The organism is Dolichospermum sp. LEGE 00240 (assembly GCF_015207875.1).
In the GTDB taxonomy this organism is placed as follows: domain Bacteria; phylum Cyanobacteriota; class Cyanobacteriia; order Cyanobacteriales; family Nostocaceae; genus Dolichospermum; species Dolichospermum gracile.
Window position 1 is genome coordinate 1 of record NZ_JADEVZ010000094.1, and the last position, 16144, is coordinate 16144.

The following is a 16144-nucleotide window of genomic DNA, read 5'->3' on the forward strand; positions in this document are numbered from 1 at the left end:
CTGTGCCTTCTTTGCTTCCACAAGTTACTGCTGATTCTGATGATTCTGACTTGTTGAAAGCTGCTTAATTTTATTGCTGGATTTTGGGGGTTGTTTTTCGTTTTCTTTGTACCCCCTGAACGGTTACCAAATAAGGATGACCACCTACTAATTGTATTAAGGGGTCTACTGAAAATGAATCTTCCACTAATCCATATTGTTGGGCAAATATTTGAACTTCCTCTTTAGTTAATTCTGGTAATTCTATGGGTAATCCTATACTTAAAGGCAATTGATTAGTATTTGCGTGCATATAAATGTTCGTAGAATAGGCGATCGCTAACCGGAGTTTTTTCCAGTGGGAACGGTTTCTAGCTTTCTCATACCAAGAACGCAACAATCCAAAAAATTCTTCATAAAGTTCAGGATAAGGAAAAAAGCACATCTACATCATCTATATATAAAACTAAAGGACTATCATTTGCTGCTAATAAATATGTTTCTAAATAAGTTGTACAACTTATTTTAGCACCCATCCCTTCTTCATCCCAATAGACATCTCCCGAAATTAAATATGCGTATCCTAGAACCCTTGTAGAGACGTTCCATGGAACGTCTCTACATTCTTTTTTGGAGATGTCTAATAGTCATCTAAGCGATTGGGTAGGTTGAGTTCTCGACTGAGATTCAGACAGAACCAGCGTAGAAATTTATTCAAGTTTCCAAAGTGAGTTTTCTTATCTGCCATATCTAAACTTAAACTAACTATGCGATAGTCTTCCTTGGATAACTTCAGTAATACCCGCTCCATTAAGGAAGTTTTGCCCATTAATCTAGGTGCTTTCAACCAAATTAAAGAACCAGTTTGCAAGAGATTTTCATAGCAAATAAATTCGAGAAAATAGCGATCTATATATAATTTTGTATTTAGTAAGCTGTGTTTAGCTTGGCTTAGTAAGTAATATTTATCTGTAAATTGCCTATTCCAACATTGCTTTTCGCAATATCGTTTTAGGGCTTCTTTAAAATTACTTTTTTTATTGTGCTTTTCTACTTATTTTATTAATTAGCACCCTTTTAAAAAACTTGGTTGTTGATTACTTCACTTTCAAGAGTATCATGTAGATCACAAAATTTAATCTTTTCCCTGCTTACAACCACCAAAGACAAATTTTTGCTCTTTTGGTTCTTGGGTAGGTTCAGACCATTGGTGACAAGTTAAGGAAAAGGGGAAATTGTCAAGGGTGGTATTTGTAGTGGTCAAAAAGATGGGAAACTCAGTTCGGACAAGTAATTGAGCGATTGAGTCTAGCCACCGTAGTTTACACCGAAAGTATCTGTTACAGGAACTTTCTCATAAAAATATGCGACACATTTTGTGCATTAAGTCTTATGGGATAAGGGATTCAGAGTTAAAACACTAGGATTTAGGTGAGAAATCTGGGTTAAATAAATCAAAGAAAATGTACTCTTTAATACAGAACGTTTTTTTTATCAAGTATATTCTACTTAGCAAACATCAAGATATCGGCAATTACTGAGTCAGTAATGAGAAAAACAACTATGAATAGACGTGTTCGTCCTTTGTATCGTCTTTTAGCCCTGGCTATAGGTGCAATGGTTTTGGCAATTTTTGCCCCCACAGTTGTCAAAGCGGCAGATCCTGTAACACTGGAATCCTTAGATGCCACAACCAAGCAATTACAAGTTTCCATTGATACTACCTGGGTACTACTCACAGGCTTTTTAGTATTTTTCATGCAGACTGGTTTTTCCATGTTGGAGGCAGGTTTGCTGCGCCAAAGAGGTGTAGTTAATGCCCTATTAGAAAACTTTATTGATGCGGCTCTCACCATTTTAATCTGGTGGGGTGTAGGCTTTGGCATCGCTTTTGGTACAAGTGCTGGCGGGTTTATTGGTACAGACACTTTTTTCTTAAGTCAATTACCAGTTGACGGTACTTTTACTAATAGTGGTGTACCAGGAATAGCTTCAGGACTCAATGCTTATACTTTGTTCTTCTTTCAGTTTGCCTTTGCAGCTACTGCCAGTACAATTACGACTGGGGCAATGGCTGGGAGAACGGACTTTATCGGTGATTTAATCTACAGTGCTGTCATGGCTGCGTTCAGCTATCCCGTGATTGTGCATTGGGTATGGAACTCCAGCGGCTGGTTAGCGAAAATAGGTTTTCATGATTTTGCCGGTAGTACAGTGGTTCATACCGTTGGTGGTTGGACAGCTTTAGTTGGTGCTTTTTTACTTGGTCCACGCCCTGGACGAACTCCTTGGGGGCAGATTCCTCCAGCCCATAACTTAGGTTTGGCAGCTTTGGGAACTATGATTCTCTGGTTTGGCTGGTATGGCTTTAACCCCGGTTCAACCCTCGGTACTGCTAATCCTGGCTTAATTGGTTTAATCACCCTGAATACGACCCTGGGGGCTGGCGCTGGGGCGTTAGCGGCAATGTTTTATCAATATAGTCGTTCACGTAAATGGGATTTAGTCTATTGTCTGAATGGTTCTTTGGCAGGTTTGGTGGGTATTACCGCTGGTTGTGCTTTCATAGCACCTTGGGCGGCGGTGGTGATTGGTTTAACTGGGGGAATTTTAGTAGTTTTAGGAATTGACATTATTGAATCATGCAAAATTGATGATCCTGCGGGAGCATTTGCCGTTCATGGTATTAATGGCATGATGGGTACACTTGCTGTTGGTTTTTTAGGTCAACCAGAACTGACTTTGAATAAAAAAGCTGGATTGTTATTAGGTGGTGGTTTTGATTTGCTGGGTGTGCAGATTTTGGGCGTAGTCGCAGTATCAGTTTTCACTATTGGTTTTGCCTTTTTAATGTTTACTGGACTCAATGCTATTGGTAGGCTGCGTGTTAATCCTGAAGCTGATAAGGTGGGGATTGATAACTATGAACATGGTGCAACTGTCTGGCCTGATGTTTATGCTGTTGAGGAGTTTGTAGACCAAGAAAAAAGTTACTCTAATCAATACAAATTGGAAAAAAGCCTTGATTTGTAGATTGGGTTGTTCGCGTTAGCGTTGCGGAGCAATTAGCATGAAATCCAACGCTCATGTTGGGTTGCGCTGTCGCTTAACCCAACAAAGCAGGAAATGGACAATAATTCGAGGGCGCGTGAGTTCGACATAACGATAATTTGTGGAAAACTCGCCCCACGTAGGAGTCTCAAGCCCTTATGATCTCGTTGAAAAAATCATAACTCCGTTCGCGTAGCGTCTCCGAAGGAGAAACTCCGAACTCCGAACTCACGTGAGGGCGGGGAGACCCCGCCCCTACGGATGTATTTAATTCTTGGCTGCTGGTTGAGTACCGGGAATGGTAATGTCTATGGTTGTGACTTTGGCGGCTAGGTTGGTTAAGGGTTGTTTCATGGCTGCTGGGTTTCCGACTACTAAGGTGACTAAATTTTCTGGTTTTAAGTATTTTTGGGCTACTCGTTTCACGTCTGCGACTGTGGTGGTAGTGATGGCTTTTTGATAGCGAAAGAGGAAATCGGCGGGATAACCATAATATTCGTATCGCATTAATCTGGATAATGTTTGGCTAGGATCTTGAAAGTTAAAGACAAAGGAGTTGAGGGTGGAGTCTTTGGCTTTATTTAATTCTTGGACTGTGATATTTGCAGTTTGTAACCGTTTAATTTCTGTTTCTAGGGATTTGATAAACTGAACTGTGGTTTCTGTGCGGGTTTGTCCTCCAGCGACGAATGTTCCTGGGTAGTCGAAACGGGGACTCCACATTCCATATACAGAGTAAGCTAAACCTTGACGCGATCGCAATTCATTAAATAAACGTCCACCAAAACTATTTAACACGCCATTCATGACATCTAAGGCTGGATAGTCGGGATTGTTGAATTTTCCGCCTAAATGACCAAGTAAAACGCTACTTTGGGTGAGTTGGGGTTGATTAACGAAATATACACCACCTAAGTTAGCTTGAGTGACTTGTGGTAATGGGGTTTTGGCAATTTGCGGATTTGGTTGCCAATCACCTAATTTGGCTTGTATAAGCGATCGCATTTTTTGAGTATTAAAATCACCCACAATCCCTAAAATGATATTATTGGGGTGAAAATATTGTTGATAAAATTTCAGCAAATCATCACGGGAAATTTGATCGAGAGTTGCATATTCTACTGTTCGGGCATAAGGACTTTCTTTGCCATAAATTAATTTTCTCAACTCTCGACTGGCAATACTATTAGGATTATCATTGCGACGAGCAATACTGCCGCGAATTTGAGTTTTATCCAAATCTAACTTTTCCTGGGCAAAAGCTGGTTCTCGCAGTACCTCAGTAAATAACCCAAATACCATGTCTATGTCTTCAGTCAGGGCTTCAAAACTAGCACTTCCAGCAGCTTCACCCATATCTGTTTCCACAGAGGCAGCCCGTTGTTCTAGAAGTTCATTTAATTTATCTGCGGAATGTTTTTGAGTACCACCACTTCGCAAGGTAGAACCCACTAAAGTGGCTAAACCTGCTTTTTCGGATTGTTCCCAACGACTACCTGTTCTGATTAGTGCTGTACCATTTATCAATGGTAGTTCATGATCTTCCATCAAATAAACTACTAAACCGTTTTTCAGAACATACCGTTCATACTTGGGTAATTTAATTGCTGAAACTGGGGGAAATTGTAATTCATCGTAATGCTTTGCTGTGGTTGCTGCCCAAGAAAAATTCAAATTGACGAGCAAACAAGCAACAACAATCACCAATGTAAAAACAAATCTTTGTCCCTTAGAAAAGTGGAATTTTTTGCTTTTCAAATCAAACCTCAACATATCTATCTTCAAATTTGGATCAGGATTTATGGCTAACGCCACGCTTCGCTATCAAGATTAAAGGATTGACAGGATTAATCTTTAATCCTGTTTGAATTTTTAATTTCTAGCCTGGTTGTTTGGACAACAACTTGCCAACTATGCGATTTTCTGGTGTAAATGTGGCTTGGGCGACTCTTTGAATATCTTCAGGAGTGACGGCGGCAATTTTATCTAATTGCTGAAATAAATTGCGCCAAGAACCGGTTTTGACTTCATATTCTAACAACTGTGCTGCCATGCCGGAATTAGAATCAAGACTGCGTAATAAACTAGCTCTGGCTTGGGTTTTGAGTCGTGCCAATTCCACCGCAGATACAGGTTCAGTTTTCAATTTATCAATTTCTTGGCGTAAGGCGATCGCCACTTCATCAACTGTTTTCCCTGGAGATGTGAGAGCATAAAAGAAGATCAGATTCGGATATTTATCTCCTGGAAAGCCACTATAACCTTGAGCGTTTAGGGCTAAACTTTGTTTTTCCACTAAAGACTTATAAAGTCTTGATGTTCTCCCGTCACTCAATAAACTGCCAATTATTTCATAAACTGCATTATCAGGATGGGTAACAGCCGGACGATGATAACCTTCTAAATACCAAGGTTGGGTAGCAAGTTCTAAAGTAACTTCTCTGGTGGCGGTTTGCTGAGGTTCTACGGGCAGTTTTTGTTGAGGTTTAGGTTTAGCTTGATAACGCCCAAAATAAGTTTGTGCCAGTTTTTTGACTTCGGCAGGATTGACATCGCCGACAATGGCAATTGTTAAATTACTGGGAGCATAATAAGCATCAAAAAATTTCCTCACATTCTCCGGTGTTAAGTTGCGAATATCTTGATCATAACCAATTACTGGTCGGCGATAAGGATGAACTTTGAAAGCAGCATCTATGAATTTTTCTACCATCTGGCCGATAGGAGAATTTTCCACTCGTAAGCGTCTTTCTTCCAAAATTACTGCTTTTTCTTGATAGAATTCTCGAAATACCGGATCTAAAAACCGGTCTGATTCTAAGGACATCCATAATTCTAATTTATTCGAGGGAAAACTATAAAAATAGCGAGTAGCTTCGGAAGAAGTCGTTGCATTTAAACCCACACCTCCAGCTTGTTCAACTATTTGCCCCATTTCGTTTTGTTTAACTAATTTCAGGGCTTGAGATTCTACTGATTTAAATTCAGTTTCTAATCGGGCTATTTCATCTTTTTTACCGCTATTTTTGGCGGTCTTGATTTGGTTATCTAAATTTTCTAACTTGGCTAAAAGTGGTGCTTCGGCTTGATAGTCTGTAGTGCCAATGCGCTTTGTGCCTTTAAATGCTAGATGTTCAAGAAAGTGGGCTACCCCTGTTTGTCCATCTGGTTCATCAATGCCACCAACATCAGCATAGGTGAGAAAGGAAACTACTGGGGCTTGATGTCTTTCTAAAACGATGAATTTTAGCCCATTATCCAGGCGAAATTCGGTGAGACGATTAATTACTTGTTCTAGGTAAGGTTGAATGGAATTTGGGGATTTTTGCAGGGCTAAAGCTGTTTCTGGTATCCATCCTCCACTAAATACTATTAACGCCAAAGTGGTGGCTAATAGCCGACGAAATGGGAATTTTTTAACGTTACCCATGAAGAAATTTAAAATTGTTTGGGGCATAAGCAAAAGTTAAAGTAAATTTACATTACTTGAGGAATAGACTACTTAACAAAAAGAGAGTTATCTTCTATTAAGCTTTTTGTATTTTTAGCATTTGGTGTTGCACAATAGGGCTACGAATCTTGTTTTAAAGATATCAAAATAACTACTATGCGGATTTTTAGTTCTCCTCCATCATCAGAAACGCAGACGCGCGGACGTATTTTGCAAGCAGCACAGCGGTTATTTGCTGCCAAAGGGTTCGAGGGAACTACAACCCGTGATTTAGCACAAACCGCCGGGGTAGCTGAAGGAACTCTCTTTCGTCATTTTGCCAATAAAAAAGCAATTTTGGTGGAAGTGGCCACTAGCGGTTGGGTGGATATTCTCACAGATTTACTGACAGAACTGAGCGAAATGGGTAGCTATCAGGCGATCGCTCAAGTTATGCGGCGACGGATGTGGAATTTACAAAAAAACGCCGATATTATGCGCGTTTGCTTCATGGAAGTGCAATTTCATCCAGATTTGCGCGATCGCATTCAAACAGAAGTTATTGATAAAATGACAGATGTTGCGGAAGCATTTTTTCAAACCGCAATAGATAAAGGCATCTATCGTCAGATGGATGCCAAACTTGGAGCTAAAGTTTTTCTCGGTTTGTTTGCGATCGCTGGTTTCTCTGATCATACCCTCATGGATCCCAACGCCTCCCCCCAAGAAATGCAAAAAATGGCGGAGGGGTTAGCGGATATCTTTCTTAACGGTGTCCTAGCAAGGGAATAGGTGACAGGTGACAGGTGACAGGTGACAGGTGACAGGTTACAGGTTACAGGTGACAGGTGACAGGTGACAGGTTACAGGTGACAGGTTACAGGTTACAGGTTACAGGTGACAGGTTACAGGTTACAGGTTACAGGTTACAGGTGACAGGTGACAGGTGACAGGTGACAGGTTACAGGTTACAGGTTACAGGTTACAGGTTACAGGTTACAGGTTACAGGTTACAGGTTACAGGTTACAGGTGACCAATAACTAATTACCCATTGCTTGCGCTTGATGACTCCACTGTTGCACTAATTCAACTGCTGGACACAAATCACGATTATGCAATGTTGCTACTTGCAAACGCATAACTTGTCTATGCAATCTGTGAGTAGGAGTTTGCGCTAATTGTTGCACGGAAATAACCCCAGAGTGAAGCAATACACCACAATATTGAGTTCCTACACTGGGAACACGAGCTAAACCTGCTAAAACAACCCATTTATTCACAGAATGAATATTTACCTGTAATTTACCCGCCAATACTATTCTTTCTTCTGGAGTTTTTCCCCTATTAATTAGTTCTTCTGTGGTATTGATGCCACAATTTTTTAATTGAGCTTGATCTTCTGCACTTAATCCTGGTAAATCTTTGACAGGCCAATCGGATTTTTGAAGTAAATTTCTATTAGTTGCACGGTTAATGGTCATTTTTTGAGTTTTTAGTATGGGTTAATTTATGTAAAAATTCAGAACTTACTAGGATTTTACCTTCTGAATTCTCACACTCTCATCAAATCGCCATCCATCTAGAGGACGGTATTACTAACATTATCACCTATAAAAGATGTCAACTCCAATTTATTTACTGTTCAACTTCCCACATTAAAGGAGATTCACAGCCAATAATGCCCGATAAGTGTCATCTGAAATCTAAAAATTTAATTACAAATATTAACTTTAGAGGAGAATTAAGGAGTCAGTAGTCAGGAGTCAGGAGAAAAAAAGAAATAAAAAGGGAGTGCCGTATGGCTTTTGACCTAATTTTTGTATTTCATTCAAGCGCATATAGCTATAATAAGTACGTAGGCGAAATTAATTAGATAAAAGATTTGGATTGAATGTAGGGGTAGCGCCCTTCTACCCCGGTATTTGGGGCAACCAGAGGGGGTTTGCCCCCTACAAAATTAATTGGTTTAGGGATTTTTAAATGTTCAATTAATTTTGCACAGGTACTTAATTGTAAAAATTACGAAACTTTTATTCCCCTATTTCTTTAAACAGTCAATCCTTAACCTCAAGTTAATTTTCCTTGCATTACTGTTACAGCTTGTCCAGATATAAAGACGCGGGTTGCACCTGGATAGTATAGTTTCACCACTCCACCGCGATTGGAAGCTTGATAGGCCAAAAATTCATCTTTTCCCAATTTATCCCGCCAAAAAGGTGCTAAACAACAATGTGCTGCACCCGTTACTGGATCTTCATTAATCCCTAACATGGGGGCAAAGAAGCGAGAGACAAAATCATATTCTGAATCAGAATCAGCAATGCTAGTAACGATAATATCCGCCTTTGTTAAGGTTTTCATCTGCTGGAAATTCGGCTGTATTTCTCTGACTAATTGCTCAGATTCTACTTCTACTAAATAGCCGAGAGAATTTTGCACAACAGATTTACAAGTTACTCCTAAAATTTGACTTAATTCTGGAGGCGATTCCACAGATTCAGAGAAATTCACCGGAAAATCTAACTGAATCCAATTATTTTCCAGTCTAGCTACCAGTGTACCACTTTTTGTATAAAAACGCGCCTCTTGATTTGGTAATAAATGCCCTTGTGACCATAATACATGAGCGCTGGCTAAGGTAGCGTGTCCACACAGGGGAACCTCTACCGTTGGAGTAAACCAGCGCAGATTAAAACCGTCATCTTGTTTAACTAAAAAAGCGGTTTCCGATAAATTCATTTCCTGGGCAATATTTTGCATCCATGCTTCAGATTGTGGACTATCTAAAACACATACAGCCGCGGGATTTCCTTTAAATGGAGTATTAGTAAAAGCGTCTACTTGAGTAATGATTTGCGTCATTTTATAACTATCGTGATCCGATTTGATTTATGAATTTTTCGTAGAGGCAAAATCATATTCAGAATACTTAATCCCACTCGTTACCTATCCTTGCGGGACTAAGTACCATATTTGAGCATAAAAACTAATTATGTTTACTGACTCGGCTGATTAAACACCTCTAAAATTTGCTGACAAACCTGTTTAAGCTTTTCCCCAACAACAGCCGAGGGTACAGTGTCACCAACAAAACTCCAGGTTTCAATTGTGGAAAGTCGCCAAACTTCCCCACTGTGGTCAAATCCAGCGGCTTCGACACCAATGGCGCGACGGTGATTATTGATCGGATCTTGATAAAATCGGATTTGAATTAAAATACTCCGACAGCGCCAAGATTTGCTAAGGCCAGGAAAGTGAAAACCAATGTCTATGGAATCTGGATCTACTAGTTCTCTGGTTTCTGGATCATTGTGCCAAGGTTTAAGATCGGATTTGACATCAGGAAATTCATATTTAAATAAATTTACTACTGTCGCAATTTTGCTGGCAAATTCTAGGTTTGTGGCTTGTTCGGCTGCGTTCACTCAATAATACTCCTCTATGCGGTTGGTCTGCGGGGAAGATCAAGACAGAAAAACCTGAGTTAATTGTAACGGTTCAATACATAGCGATCTAAAATAACACTGTTAATCTGTAAACAAACAAAAAATTAATTTCCATTTATGGTGCGTCAACGTTCTATTTTCTCACTGGTTTTTGTACTACTAGCCACATTTTTGATTAGTTGTGGTAGTCCTACTGTTGCTACAGTACCACCATCTTATACAGCAGCGGAAGTTGCGAAAATTCAGGAATATATTCCCGGAATCCAGACGGTGCGCGATCGCTCTCTCGAATTCCAAAACCTGATTAAAGCAGGTGAATGGGTGAAAGTGGGTAATTTTATTCACGGACCGATGACAGAAGCTAGATTAAATATGACTTATATCATTCCCAACCTAGCCAAGCAAAACCAAGCTCAAGCTCGACAAATTAGCAAAGATTTGTTGAATGATCTTGTCAGAATTGATCAAGCTGCTGCTGCGGGTAATACTAGCCTAGCTGCGAGTAAATACCAAGAAGCGTTTGCAGATATTGACAAATTCCTACAACTAGTTCCCGAAAAGAGTAGCTAAGAGAGGAGTCAGGAGTCAGGAGTCAGGAGTTCAGTAGTTCAGAAGAAAGAAATTGAAAAATAGAGAATGAAATTTCTCCCCTGCCCCCTGCCCCTCTGCCTCCTTTCGAGTCTTGAATCACAAAATGCTAGGGTAATGGAGTGATAGGGTGGAGAGGAAGACTTTTGATTCTTCACCCCTAACTCAATCGCAAAAACTATGAATGTAGTAATTATCGGCTGTGGCGTGGTTGGGGCGGCGATCGCCTATGAACTCAGCCAAGTTAAAGGTTTAAACATCACCGTTTTCGAGCAAAAACAACCAGCACAAGGTTCTACCAGCGCCGCTCTCGGTGTGTTAATGGGTGTAATTAGCCATAAAACCAAGGGTATTGCTTGGCGAATGCGACAAAGTAGCATCCAACGCTATGAAACATTAATTCCTGAATTAGAAGCAATTACAGGGCGGAAAATCCCTTGTAATCGGCAAGGAATCGTCATGCTATTATCAGAAAACTTAGAGCGTCCCTTAGAAAGTGGCGTTGAAGTCCTTTCTGAATGGGAACAACTACGAGAAATTCGTCAATCCCAAGGTTGGGAATTACAAGTTTGGGATCAAGAACAACTGCAAAAATATTGTCCCCAAATCAGTCATCCGCAAATTATTGGCGCTGTCTATTCTCCCCAAGACTTACAACTAAATGCCACAGCCTTAACTTTAGCTTTAGTAGATGCAGCCCAACGTAATGGCGTAAATTTCAAGTTTGGTGTGTCTGTGACCGGCACAGAAACTCCTCCTCCTCCTCCTCCAACACCTTTACACATCAAAAAAGGATTGGGAGAAGCGCGTAAATGTAATTTTATTGAAACTACAGAGGGCAAAGTTACCGCTGATTGGTTTATTATGTCTGCGGGTTTGGGTTCAACAGCCTTAACTGCACAATTAGATCAAATGGTAAATATTCGTCCAGTGCTGGGACAAGCTTTATATTTGAGCTTAGGACGCAGTTTAGGAAATCCCGATTTTCAACCTGTAATTACTGGTAATGATGTGCATATTGTGCCAATGGGAAATGGTGATTATTGGGTGGGAGCAACCGTAGAATTTCCCAATCATGAAAATCAAATATCTGCCAGTCAAGAATTATTGGATATTGTCAGACAACAGGCGATCGCCTTTGCCCCAGATTTAGCCGCAGCCAAGGTTCTCCGCACTTGGTCAGGATTGCGTCCCCGTCCCGAAGGCAGACCAGCACCAGTAATTGATCAACTACCGGGTTTTACTAACGTCCTCCTAGCCACAGGACACTACCGCAATGGGGTTTTACTCGCCCCAGCCACAGCCACAGTCATTCGGGAAATGATTTTACCCCAAGATTCTCGTTCTTAAATTTTCCTATATTCCTAGACCACCTTTCATTAATAGGGCAATTCCCTGTGATTGCTCTTATCCTCTAATTCTGACTCCTGACTCCTAGCCCTCACGAAAAGACTTTTATGGCTGACACCACGCTATCAGCAAGCCCTAATTAACCTGAGTTCGACATAAGATAATTTTTGGAAAACTGCCCCAAATATGAGTCTCAAACCCTGATGATCTCGTTGAAAAAATCATAACTCTGTTCGCGTAGCGTCTCCGAAGGAGAAACTCCTAACACCGAACTCAAGTTAATTAGAAAAATATAGTGCTTGTTGGGACTTATGTAATACGACTATAATAATGATTATCATTTTTGCAGAGCTATTATGTCGTCTGAGAACTCGTCTACCGATAAACCCTTACATCTGACTAAACGTCCCCGTCGTCTCCGTCGCACTGAAACCTTACGGAAAATGGTGCGGGAAACGATTTTAACTGTAGATGATCTGATCTATCCGATGTTTGTCATGGAAGGTGAAAGCGCAAAACTAGAGATTGCTTCCATGCCAGGATGTTATCGTTATTCTTTAGATCTACTCTTGGAAGAAATAGCCGCAGTGTCACAATTGGGTATTAATGCGATCGCACTATTCCCAGTCATTCCCGAAGAACAAAAAGACGACATAGCTACAGAAAGCTACAACCCAGAGGGATTGGTACAGGAAACCGTCAAAGCCATTAAAAACGCAGTTCCAGAAATCATCATTATTACTGATGTTGCTCTAGACCCCTTCACAACTCATGGCCATGATGGTTTAGTTGATGAAAATGGCAAAATTCTCAATGATCAAACCGTAGAAGTGTTAGTCAAAATGGCACTTTCCCAAGCAGAAGCCGGCGCGGATTTTGTTGCTCCTTCGGATATGATGGATGGTAGAATCGGCGCAATCCGCCAAGCTTTAGACGCTGAAGGTTATATCAATGTCGGGATTTTGGCATACTCAGCAAAATACGCCTCCGCCTACTATGGACCATTCCGGGACGCTTTAGATTCGGCCCCCAAATTTGGCGACAAAAAAACCTATCAAATGGACGCAGCTAACGCCAAAGAAGCTTTAAAAGAAATTGAATTGGATATTGCTGAAGGTGCAGATATGATTATGGTGAAACCAGCACTAGCATATCTAGATATAATCTGTCAAGTAAAAACAGCCACAAATTTACCCGTTGCAGCTTATAACGTTAGTGGCGAATACGCAATGATTAAAGCTGCGGCTCAACATGGTTGGATTGATGAGAAAAAGGTGATTTTAGAAACTTTAACCAGCATGAAGCGGGCTGGTGCTGATTTAATCTTGACTTATTTTGCCAAAGAAGTAGCACTGATGTTGATGTCATAGTTGCCAGTTCTTATAAAACTGACAAGTCATTGATCAGAGGTAAAAAAGATGCAAAAGTATATATGTAGGGGTTGCTGAAAAAGTTGTCTGTGAGGGCAGGCAAGAGGCAAGAGTTTGGGCTATCTGTTATCCCTAAATTTTGTGATTTATTCAACCCAAAATGCACGCTTTTGGGACTATCTCCTTCAAAAATCTTGCACCTATTTTCTTTTTTAGCAGACTCAAACCTTTGATATATATAGGTCTTGCATTTATTCAGCAAGCCCTATGTACGGTTTGTGATTATGTCTATGACCCAGAAATAGGTGATCCTGATGGTGGTATAGCACCAGGAACGCCCGTTGATGATATTCCCGATGATTGGGTATGTCCAGTTTGTAGTGCAGCAAAATCAGACTTTGAGTTATATGAAGAGTAATATGGAGATAGGTATAGATCCCCGACTTCTCAAAGAAGTCGGGGATCTGAAACCTGAAACATTAAAAAATTTTTGAAGTTGTTACCTTTGCAAATTGTAGTTATTGGTGGTGGGGCGGCGGGATTCTTTGGTGCAATCGCTTGTGCTGAAGCTCATCCCCAAGCCCAGATTACTTTAATTGAAGCTAGTCGTCAACCTTTGGCGAAAGTGCTGATTTCCGGTGGAGGGCGTTGTAACATTACTCATGCTTGTTTTGAACCCAAAGTTTTAGTCCAGAATTATCCTCGAGGTAGTAAGGCTTTATTAGGTGCTTTTACCCGGTTTCAACCTTTAGATACCATAGCTTGGTTTGCGGCCCATGGGGTGAATGTGAAAACGGAAGCTGACGGACGGATGTTCCCAATTACGGACCGTTCAGAAACCATTGCTGAATGTTTAATTAAGGCGGCTTTTGATGCCAATATAGAACTTTGTATTGGCACACCTGTTACAACTGTCAGCCGCAAAGATACAGGTTTTGAAATTCTGCTCAAGTCGGGAGAAACTCAAGAATGTCATCGCTTACTCTTGGCTACAGGTAGCAGTTTAGCTGGTTATAAAATCGCTAGAGAATTAGGTCATGACATCCAAACTCCTGTACCTTCTTTATTTACCTTTAATATTGCTGATTCTCAACTGCGGGAATTAGCGGGAATTAGCGTTAGTTCTGTGAATCTGCGCTTACCAGGCACAGGGAAAACCCCATTACAACAAACAGGTCCATTATTAATTACCCATTGGGGTATAAGTGGTCCAGCAGTGCTGAAACTTTCGGCTTGGGGTGCAAGAATTCTTAATCAAAATCGCTATCAACACAAATTACTGATTAATTGGTTGCCAGATTTGTCACAAGAAGAAGTGAGACAAAAACTTTTAACCGTCAAAGCTGAATGGGGACAAAAAGCGATCGCCCTCCATCGTGGTGTAGACTTACCACATCGGCTTTGGCAATATATTATCAATCGTACCCATATTCCCACAGAAGAACGTTGGGCAACCATATCCAACAAAACCTTAAATCAACTAGTCCAAGAAATCTCCCAAGGAGAATACCTAATCACAGGTAAAGGTGCATTTAAAGAAGAATTTGTCACCTGTGGAGGAGTCAACCTCAAAGAAGTCAACTTCAAAACAATGGAAAGTAAAATAGTCCCCGGCTTGCATTTTGCTGGTGAGATATTAGATATTGATGGTATCACCGGTGGCTTTAACTTCCAAAGTGCTTGGACAACAGCCTACTTAGCCGGTCAGTCCATGACAAAAGCAACAGCAGATAATTAACTTATTTCTTCCTTTGCTTATTTGCGCCTTTGCGCAAAACAAAAATCTATAAATCGTTTTAGTGAAGTTAGAAAATAAACCATCAAACTCTTCTTAAGTTCGCTCTTGCCTCTTACCTCTTGCCTATTCCCTTCTTTTGTAAATCAGTATGAAATTTAGTGAAATTCTCAATCAACTTGGTGATTATATTACCGAAAGTAGCCCTAACATTGATTTAGAAATTACTGGAGTTGCAGCCATAGATGAAGCAACATCTGGGACTCTCAGCTATGTAGAAGGAGCTAAATTTTCCCCATTGCTCAATTCTACTGGTGCGAGCGCTGTAATTTTGCCCCCAGATGAAAAATTGCAGAATCAAGCCGGAGAAAAGGGTCTAGCTTGGTTATCAACAACTCAACCCAGACTGGTATTTGCGAAAGCGATCGCCCTATTTTATCAACCTTACCGTCCTACTCCCGAAATTCATCCTAGTGCCGTGATTCACCCCAGCGCCAAAATTGGTGATGATGTGTATATTGGCGCTCATGTTGTTATTTCTCATGATGTAGAAATTGGCAATCATGCCATTATTCATCCTAACGTCGTTATTTATCCAGAAGTAAAAATAGGCGATCGCACCACCCTCCACGCTAACTGTACCATCCACGAACGCAGCCAAATCGGTGCAGATTGCGTTATTCATAGCGGTGCTGTCATTGGTGCAGAAGGCTTTGGCTTTGTCCCTATTCGGACAGGTTGGTTGAAAATGGAACAATCGGGTTATACCATTTTGGAAGATGGAGTAGAAGTAGGTTGTAACACAGCCATAGACCGTCCCGCAGTCGGAGAAACAAGAGTTGGTAAAAATACCAAAATTGATAATTTAGTACAGGTAGGACATGGCAGTCAAATAGGTTCTGGTTGCGCCATAGCAGGTCAAACAGGCATGGCGGGAGGCGTAAAGATTGGAAATCGAGTAATTTTAGCTGGACAAGTGGGAATTGCCAATCAGGCTAAAATTGGAGATGGGGCAATCGCTTCCGCTCAAACTGGTATTCTCAAGGATGTTGCACCGGGAGAAATTGTCTCAGGTAGTCCAGCCGTACCGCACAAACTCTACCTCAGAGCATCAGCAATTTATAGCCGCTTGCCAGAAATATATCAAAATCTCAAAAAATTACAAAAGAGGGAGTAGGGGGCAGGGGGCAGGCG

General features: G+C 40.8%; 15 protein-coding genes and 1 pseudogene. 8 read left to right on the forward strand and 8 right to left on the reverse strand.

Features of this window, described 5'->3' with window-relative positions; genetic code table 11:
- Positions 1-70: 70 nt before the first annotated feature.
- The 3 genes and pseudogenes from IQ226_RS25720 to IQ226_RS25730 all read right to left on the reverse strand — a co-directional run.
- A complete protein-coding gene (locus tag IQ226_RS25720; protein WP_255539995.1) occupies positions 71-424 on the reverse strand; it encodes an AAA-like domain-containing protein in 354 nt (117 codons plus the stop codon).
- A complete protein-coding gene (locus tag IQ226_RS25725) occupies positions 402-515 on the reverse strand; it encodes an AAA-like domain-containing protein (RefSeq protein WP_255539996.1) in 114 nt (37 codons plus the stop codon). The genes IQ226_RS25720 and IQ226_RS25725 overlap by 23 nt, the downstream gene beginning before the upstream one ends.
- Before the next feature lie 104 nt (positions 516-619).
- Positions 620-901, reverse strand: a pseudogene (locus tag IQ226_RS25730) (AAA-like domain-containing protein); the annotation flags it as partial.
- 641 nt (positions 902-1542) lie between these two features.
- Between IQ226_RS25730 and IQ226_RS22120 the strand changes: the two are divergent.
- Positions 1543-3012, forward strand: coding sequence for an ammonium transporter (locus IQ226_RS22120; RefSeq protein ID WP_193898970.1), 1470 nt, complete (start codon positions 1543-1545; stop codon positions 3010-3012).
- Between the two features lie 285 nt (positions 3013-3297).
- On the opposite strand, the gene IQ226_RS22125 is transcribed toward IQ226_RS22120, so the two are convergent.
- Complete coding sequence (locus IQ226_RS22125) at positions 3298-4803, reverse strand: pitrilysin family protein (RefSeq protein ID WP_193898991.1); 1506 nt, start codon at positions 4801-4803, stop codon at positions 3298-3300.
- Positions 4804-4909: 106 nt separating this feature from the next.
- On the reverse strand, positions 4910-6487 hold the full coding sequence (locus IQ226_RS22130) for a pitrilysin family protein (protein WP_193898972.1): 1578 nt from the start codon (positions 6485-6487) through the stop codon (positions 4910-4912).
- A 150-nt stretch (positions 6488-6637) separates the two neighbouring features.
- Between IQ226_RS22130 and IQ226_RS22135 the strand changes: the two genes are divergently transcribed.
- Positions 6638-7252: a TetR/AcrR family transcriptional regulator gene (locus tag IQ226_RS22135; RefSeq protein ID WP_193898974.1), complete on the forward strand. Its 615-nt coding sequence runs from the start codon at positions 6638-6640 to the stop codon at positions 7250-7252.
- A 249-nt stretch (positions 7253-7501) separates the two neighbouring features.
- Here the strand turns inward: IQ226_RS22135 and IQ226_RS22140 are convergent, their stop codons facing one another.
- From IQ226_RS22140 to IQ226_RS22150, 3 genes are all read right to left on the reverse strand, one after another.
- A complete protein-coding gene (locus tag IQ226_RS22140; protein ID WP_193898976.1) occupies positions 7502-7942 on the reverse strand; it encodes a DUF4332 domain-containing protein in 441 nt (146 codons plus the stop codon).
- Positions 7943-8528: 586 nt separating this feature from the next.
- Positions 8529-9323 (reverse strand): PhzF family phenazine biosynthesis protein, encoded by a 795-nt coding sequence (locus tag IQ226_RS22145; RefSeq protein ID WP_193898977.1) that lies wholly within the window; start codon positions 9321-9323, stop codon positions 8529-8531.
- Positions 9324-9457: 134 nt separating this feature from the next.
- Positions 9458-9886 (reverse strand): hypothetical protein, encoded by a 429-nt coding sequence (locus IQ226_RS22150; RefSeq protein WP_193898979.1) that lies wholly within the window; start codon positions 9884-9886, stop codon positions 9458-9460.
- A gap of 138 nt (positions 9887-10024) precedes the next feature.
- Between IQ226_RS22150 and psbQ the strand changes: the two genes are divergently transcribed.
- The 6 genes from psbQ (at position 10025) to lpxD (ending at position 16127) form a co-directional block, all read left to right on the forward strand.
- Positions 10025-10477: a photosystem II protein PsbQ gene (gene psbQ / locus IQ226_RS22155; protein ID WP_193898981.1), complete on the forward strand. Its 453-nt coding sequence runs from the start codon at positions 10025-10027 to the stop codon at positions 10475-10477.
- A 198-nt stretch (positions 10478-10675) separates the two neighbouring features.
- Positions 10676-11845, forward strand: coding sequence for an FAD-binding oxidoreductase (locus IQ226_RS22160; RefSeq protein WP_193898984.1), 1170 nt, complete (start codon positions 10676-10678; stop codon positions 11843-11845).
- A 356-nt stretch (positions 11846-12201) separates the two neighbouring features.
- A complete protein-coding gene (gene hemB, locus IQ226_RS22165) occupies positions 12202-13215 on the forward strand; it encodes a porphobilinogen synthase (RefSeq protein ID WP_193898986.1) in 1014 nt (337 codons plus the stop codon).
- A gap of 253 nt (positions 13216-13468) precedes the next feature.
- On the forward strand, positions 13469-13633 hold the full coding sequence (gene rd, locus IQ226_RS22170; protein WP_370567214.1) for a rubredoxin: 165 nt from the start codon (positions 13469-13471) through the stop codon (positions 13631-13633).
- Between the two features lie 78 nt (positions 13634-13711).
- Positions 13712-14953 (forward strand): NAD(P)/FAD-dependent oxidoreductase, encoded by a 1242-nt coding sequence (locus IQ226_RS22175; protein WP_193898993.1) that lies wholly within the window; start codon positions 13712-13714, stop codon positions 14951-14953.
- 148 nt (positions 14954-15101) lie between these two features.
- Complete coding sequence (gene lpxD / locus IQ226_RS22180; RefSeq protein WP_193898989.1) at positions 15102-16127, forward strand: UDP-3-O-(3-hydroxymyristoyl)glucosamine N-acyltransferase; 1026 nt, start codon at positions 15102-15104, stop codon at positions 16125-16127.
- Positions 16128-16144: the final 17 nt, after the last annotated feature.

Excerpts from the sequence above, each read along its gene's own strand:
- IQ226_RS22145 (WP_193898977.1), bottom strand. The coding sequence starts at position 9,323 with ATGACGCAAATCATTACTCAAGTAGACGCTTTTACTAATACTCCATTT.
- IQ226_RS22130 (WP_193898972.1), bottom strand. The coding sequence starts at position 6,487 with ATGCCCCAAACAATTTTAAATTTCTTCATGGGTAACGTTAAAAAATTC.
- IQ226_RS22135 (WP_193898974.1), top strand. The coding sequence starts at position 6,638 with ATGCGGATTTTTAGTTCTCCTCCATCATCAGAAACGCAGACGCGCGGA.
- hemB (WP_193898986.1), top strand. The coding sequence starts at position 12,202 with ATGTCGTCTGAGAACTCGTCTACCGATAAACCCTTACATCTGACTAAA.
- IQ226_RS22125 (WP_193898991.1), bottom strand. The coding sequence starts at position 4,803 with ATGTTGAGGTTTGATTTGAAAAGCAAAAAATTCCACTTTTCTAAGGGA.
- lpxD (WP_193898989.1), top strand. The coding sequence starts at position 15,102 with ATGAAATTTAGTGAAATTCTCAATCAACTTGGTGATTATATTACCGAA.
- IQ226_RS22120 (WP_193898970.1), top strand. The coding sequence starts at position 1,543 with ATGAATAGACGTGTTCGTCCTTTGTATCGTCTTTTAGCCCTGGCTATA.
- IQ226_RS22160 (WP_193898984.1), top strand. The coding sequence starts at position 10,676 with ATGAATGTAGTAATTATCGGCTGTGGCGTGGTTGGGGCGGCGATCGCC.
- psbQ (WP_193898981.1), top strand. The coding sequence starts at position 10,025 with ATGGTGCGTCAACGTTCTATTTTCTCACTGGTTTTTGTACTACTAGCC.
- IQ226_RS25725 (WP_255539996.1), bottom strand. The coding sequence starts at position 515 with ATGGGTGCTAAAATAAGTTGTACAACTTATTTAGAAACATATTTATTA.
- IQ226_RS25720 (WP_255539995.1), bottom strand. The coding sequence starts at position 424 with ATGTGCTTTTTTCCTTATCCTGAACTTTATGAAGAATTTTTTGGATTG.
- IQ226_RS22140 (WP_193898976.1), bottom strand. The coding sequence starts at position 7,942 with ATGACCATTAACCGTGCAACTAATAGAAATTTACTTCAAAAATCCGAT.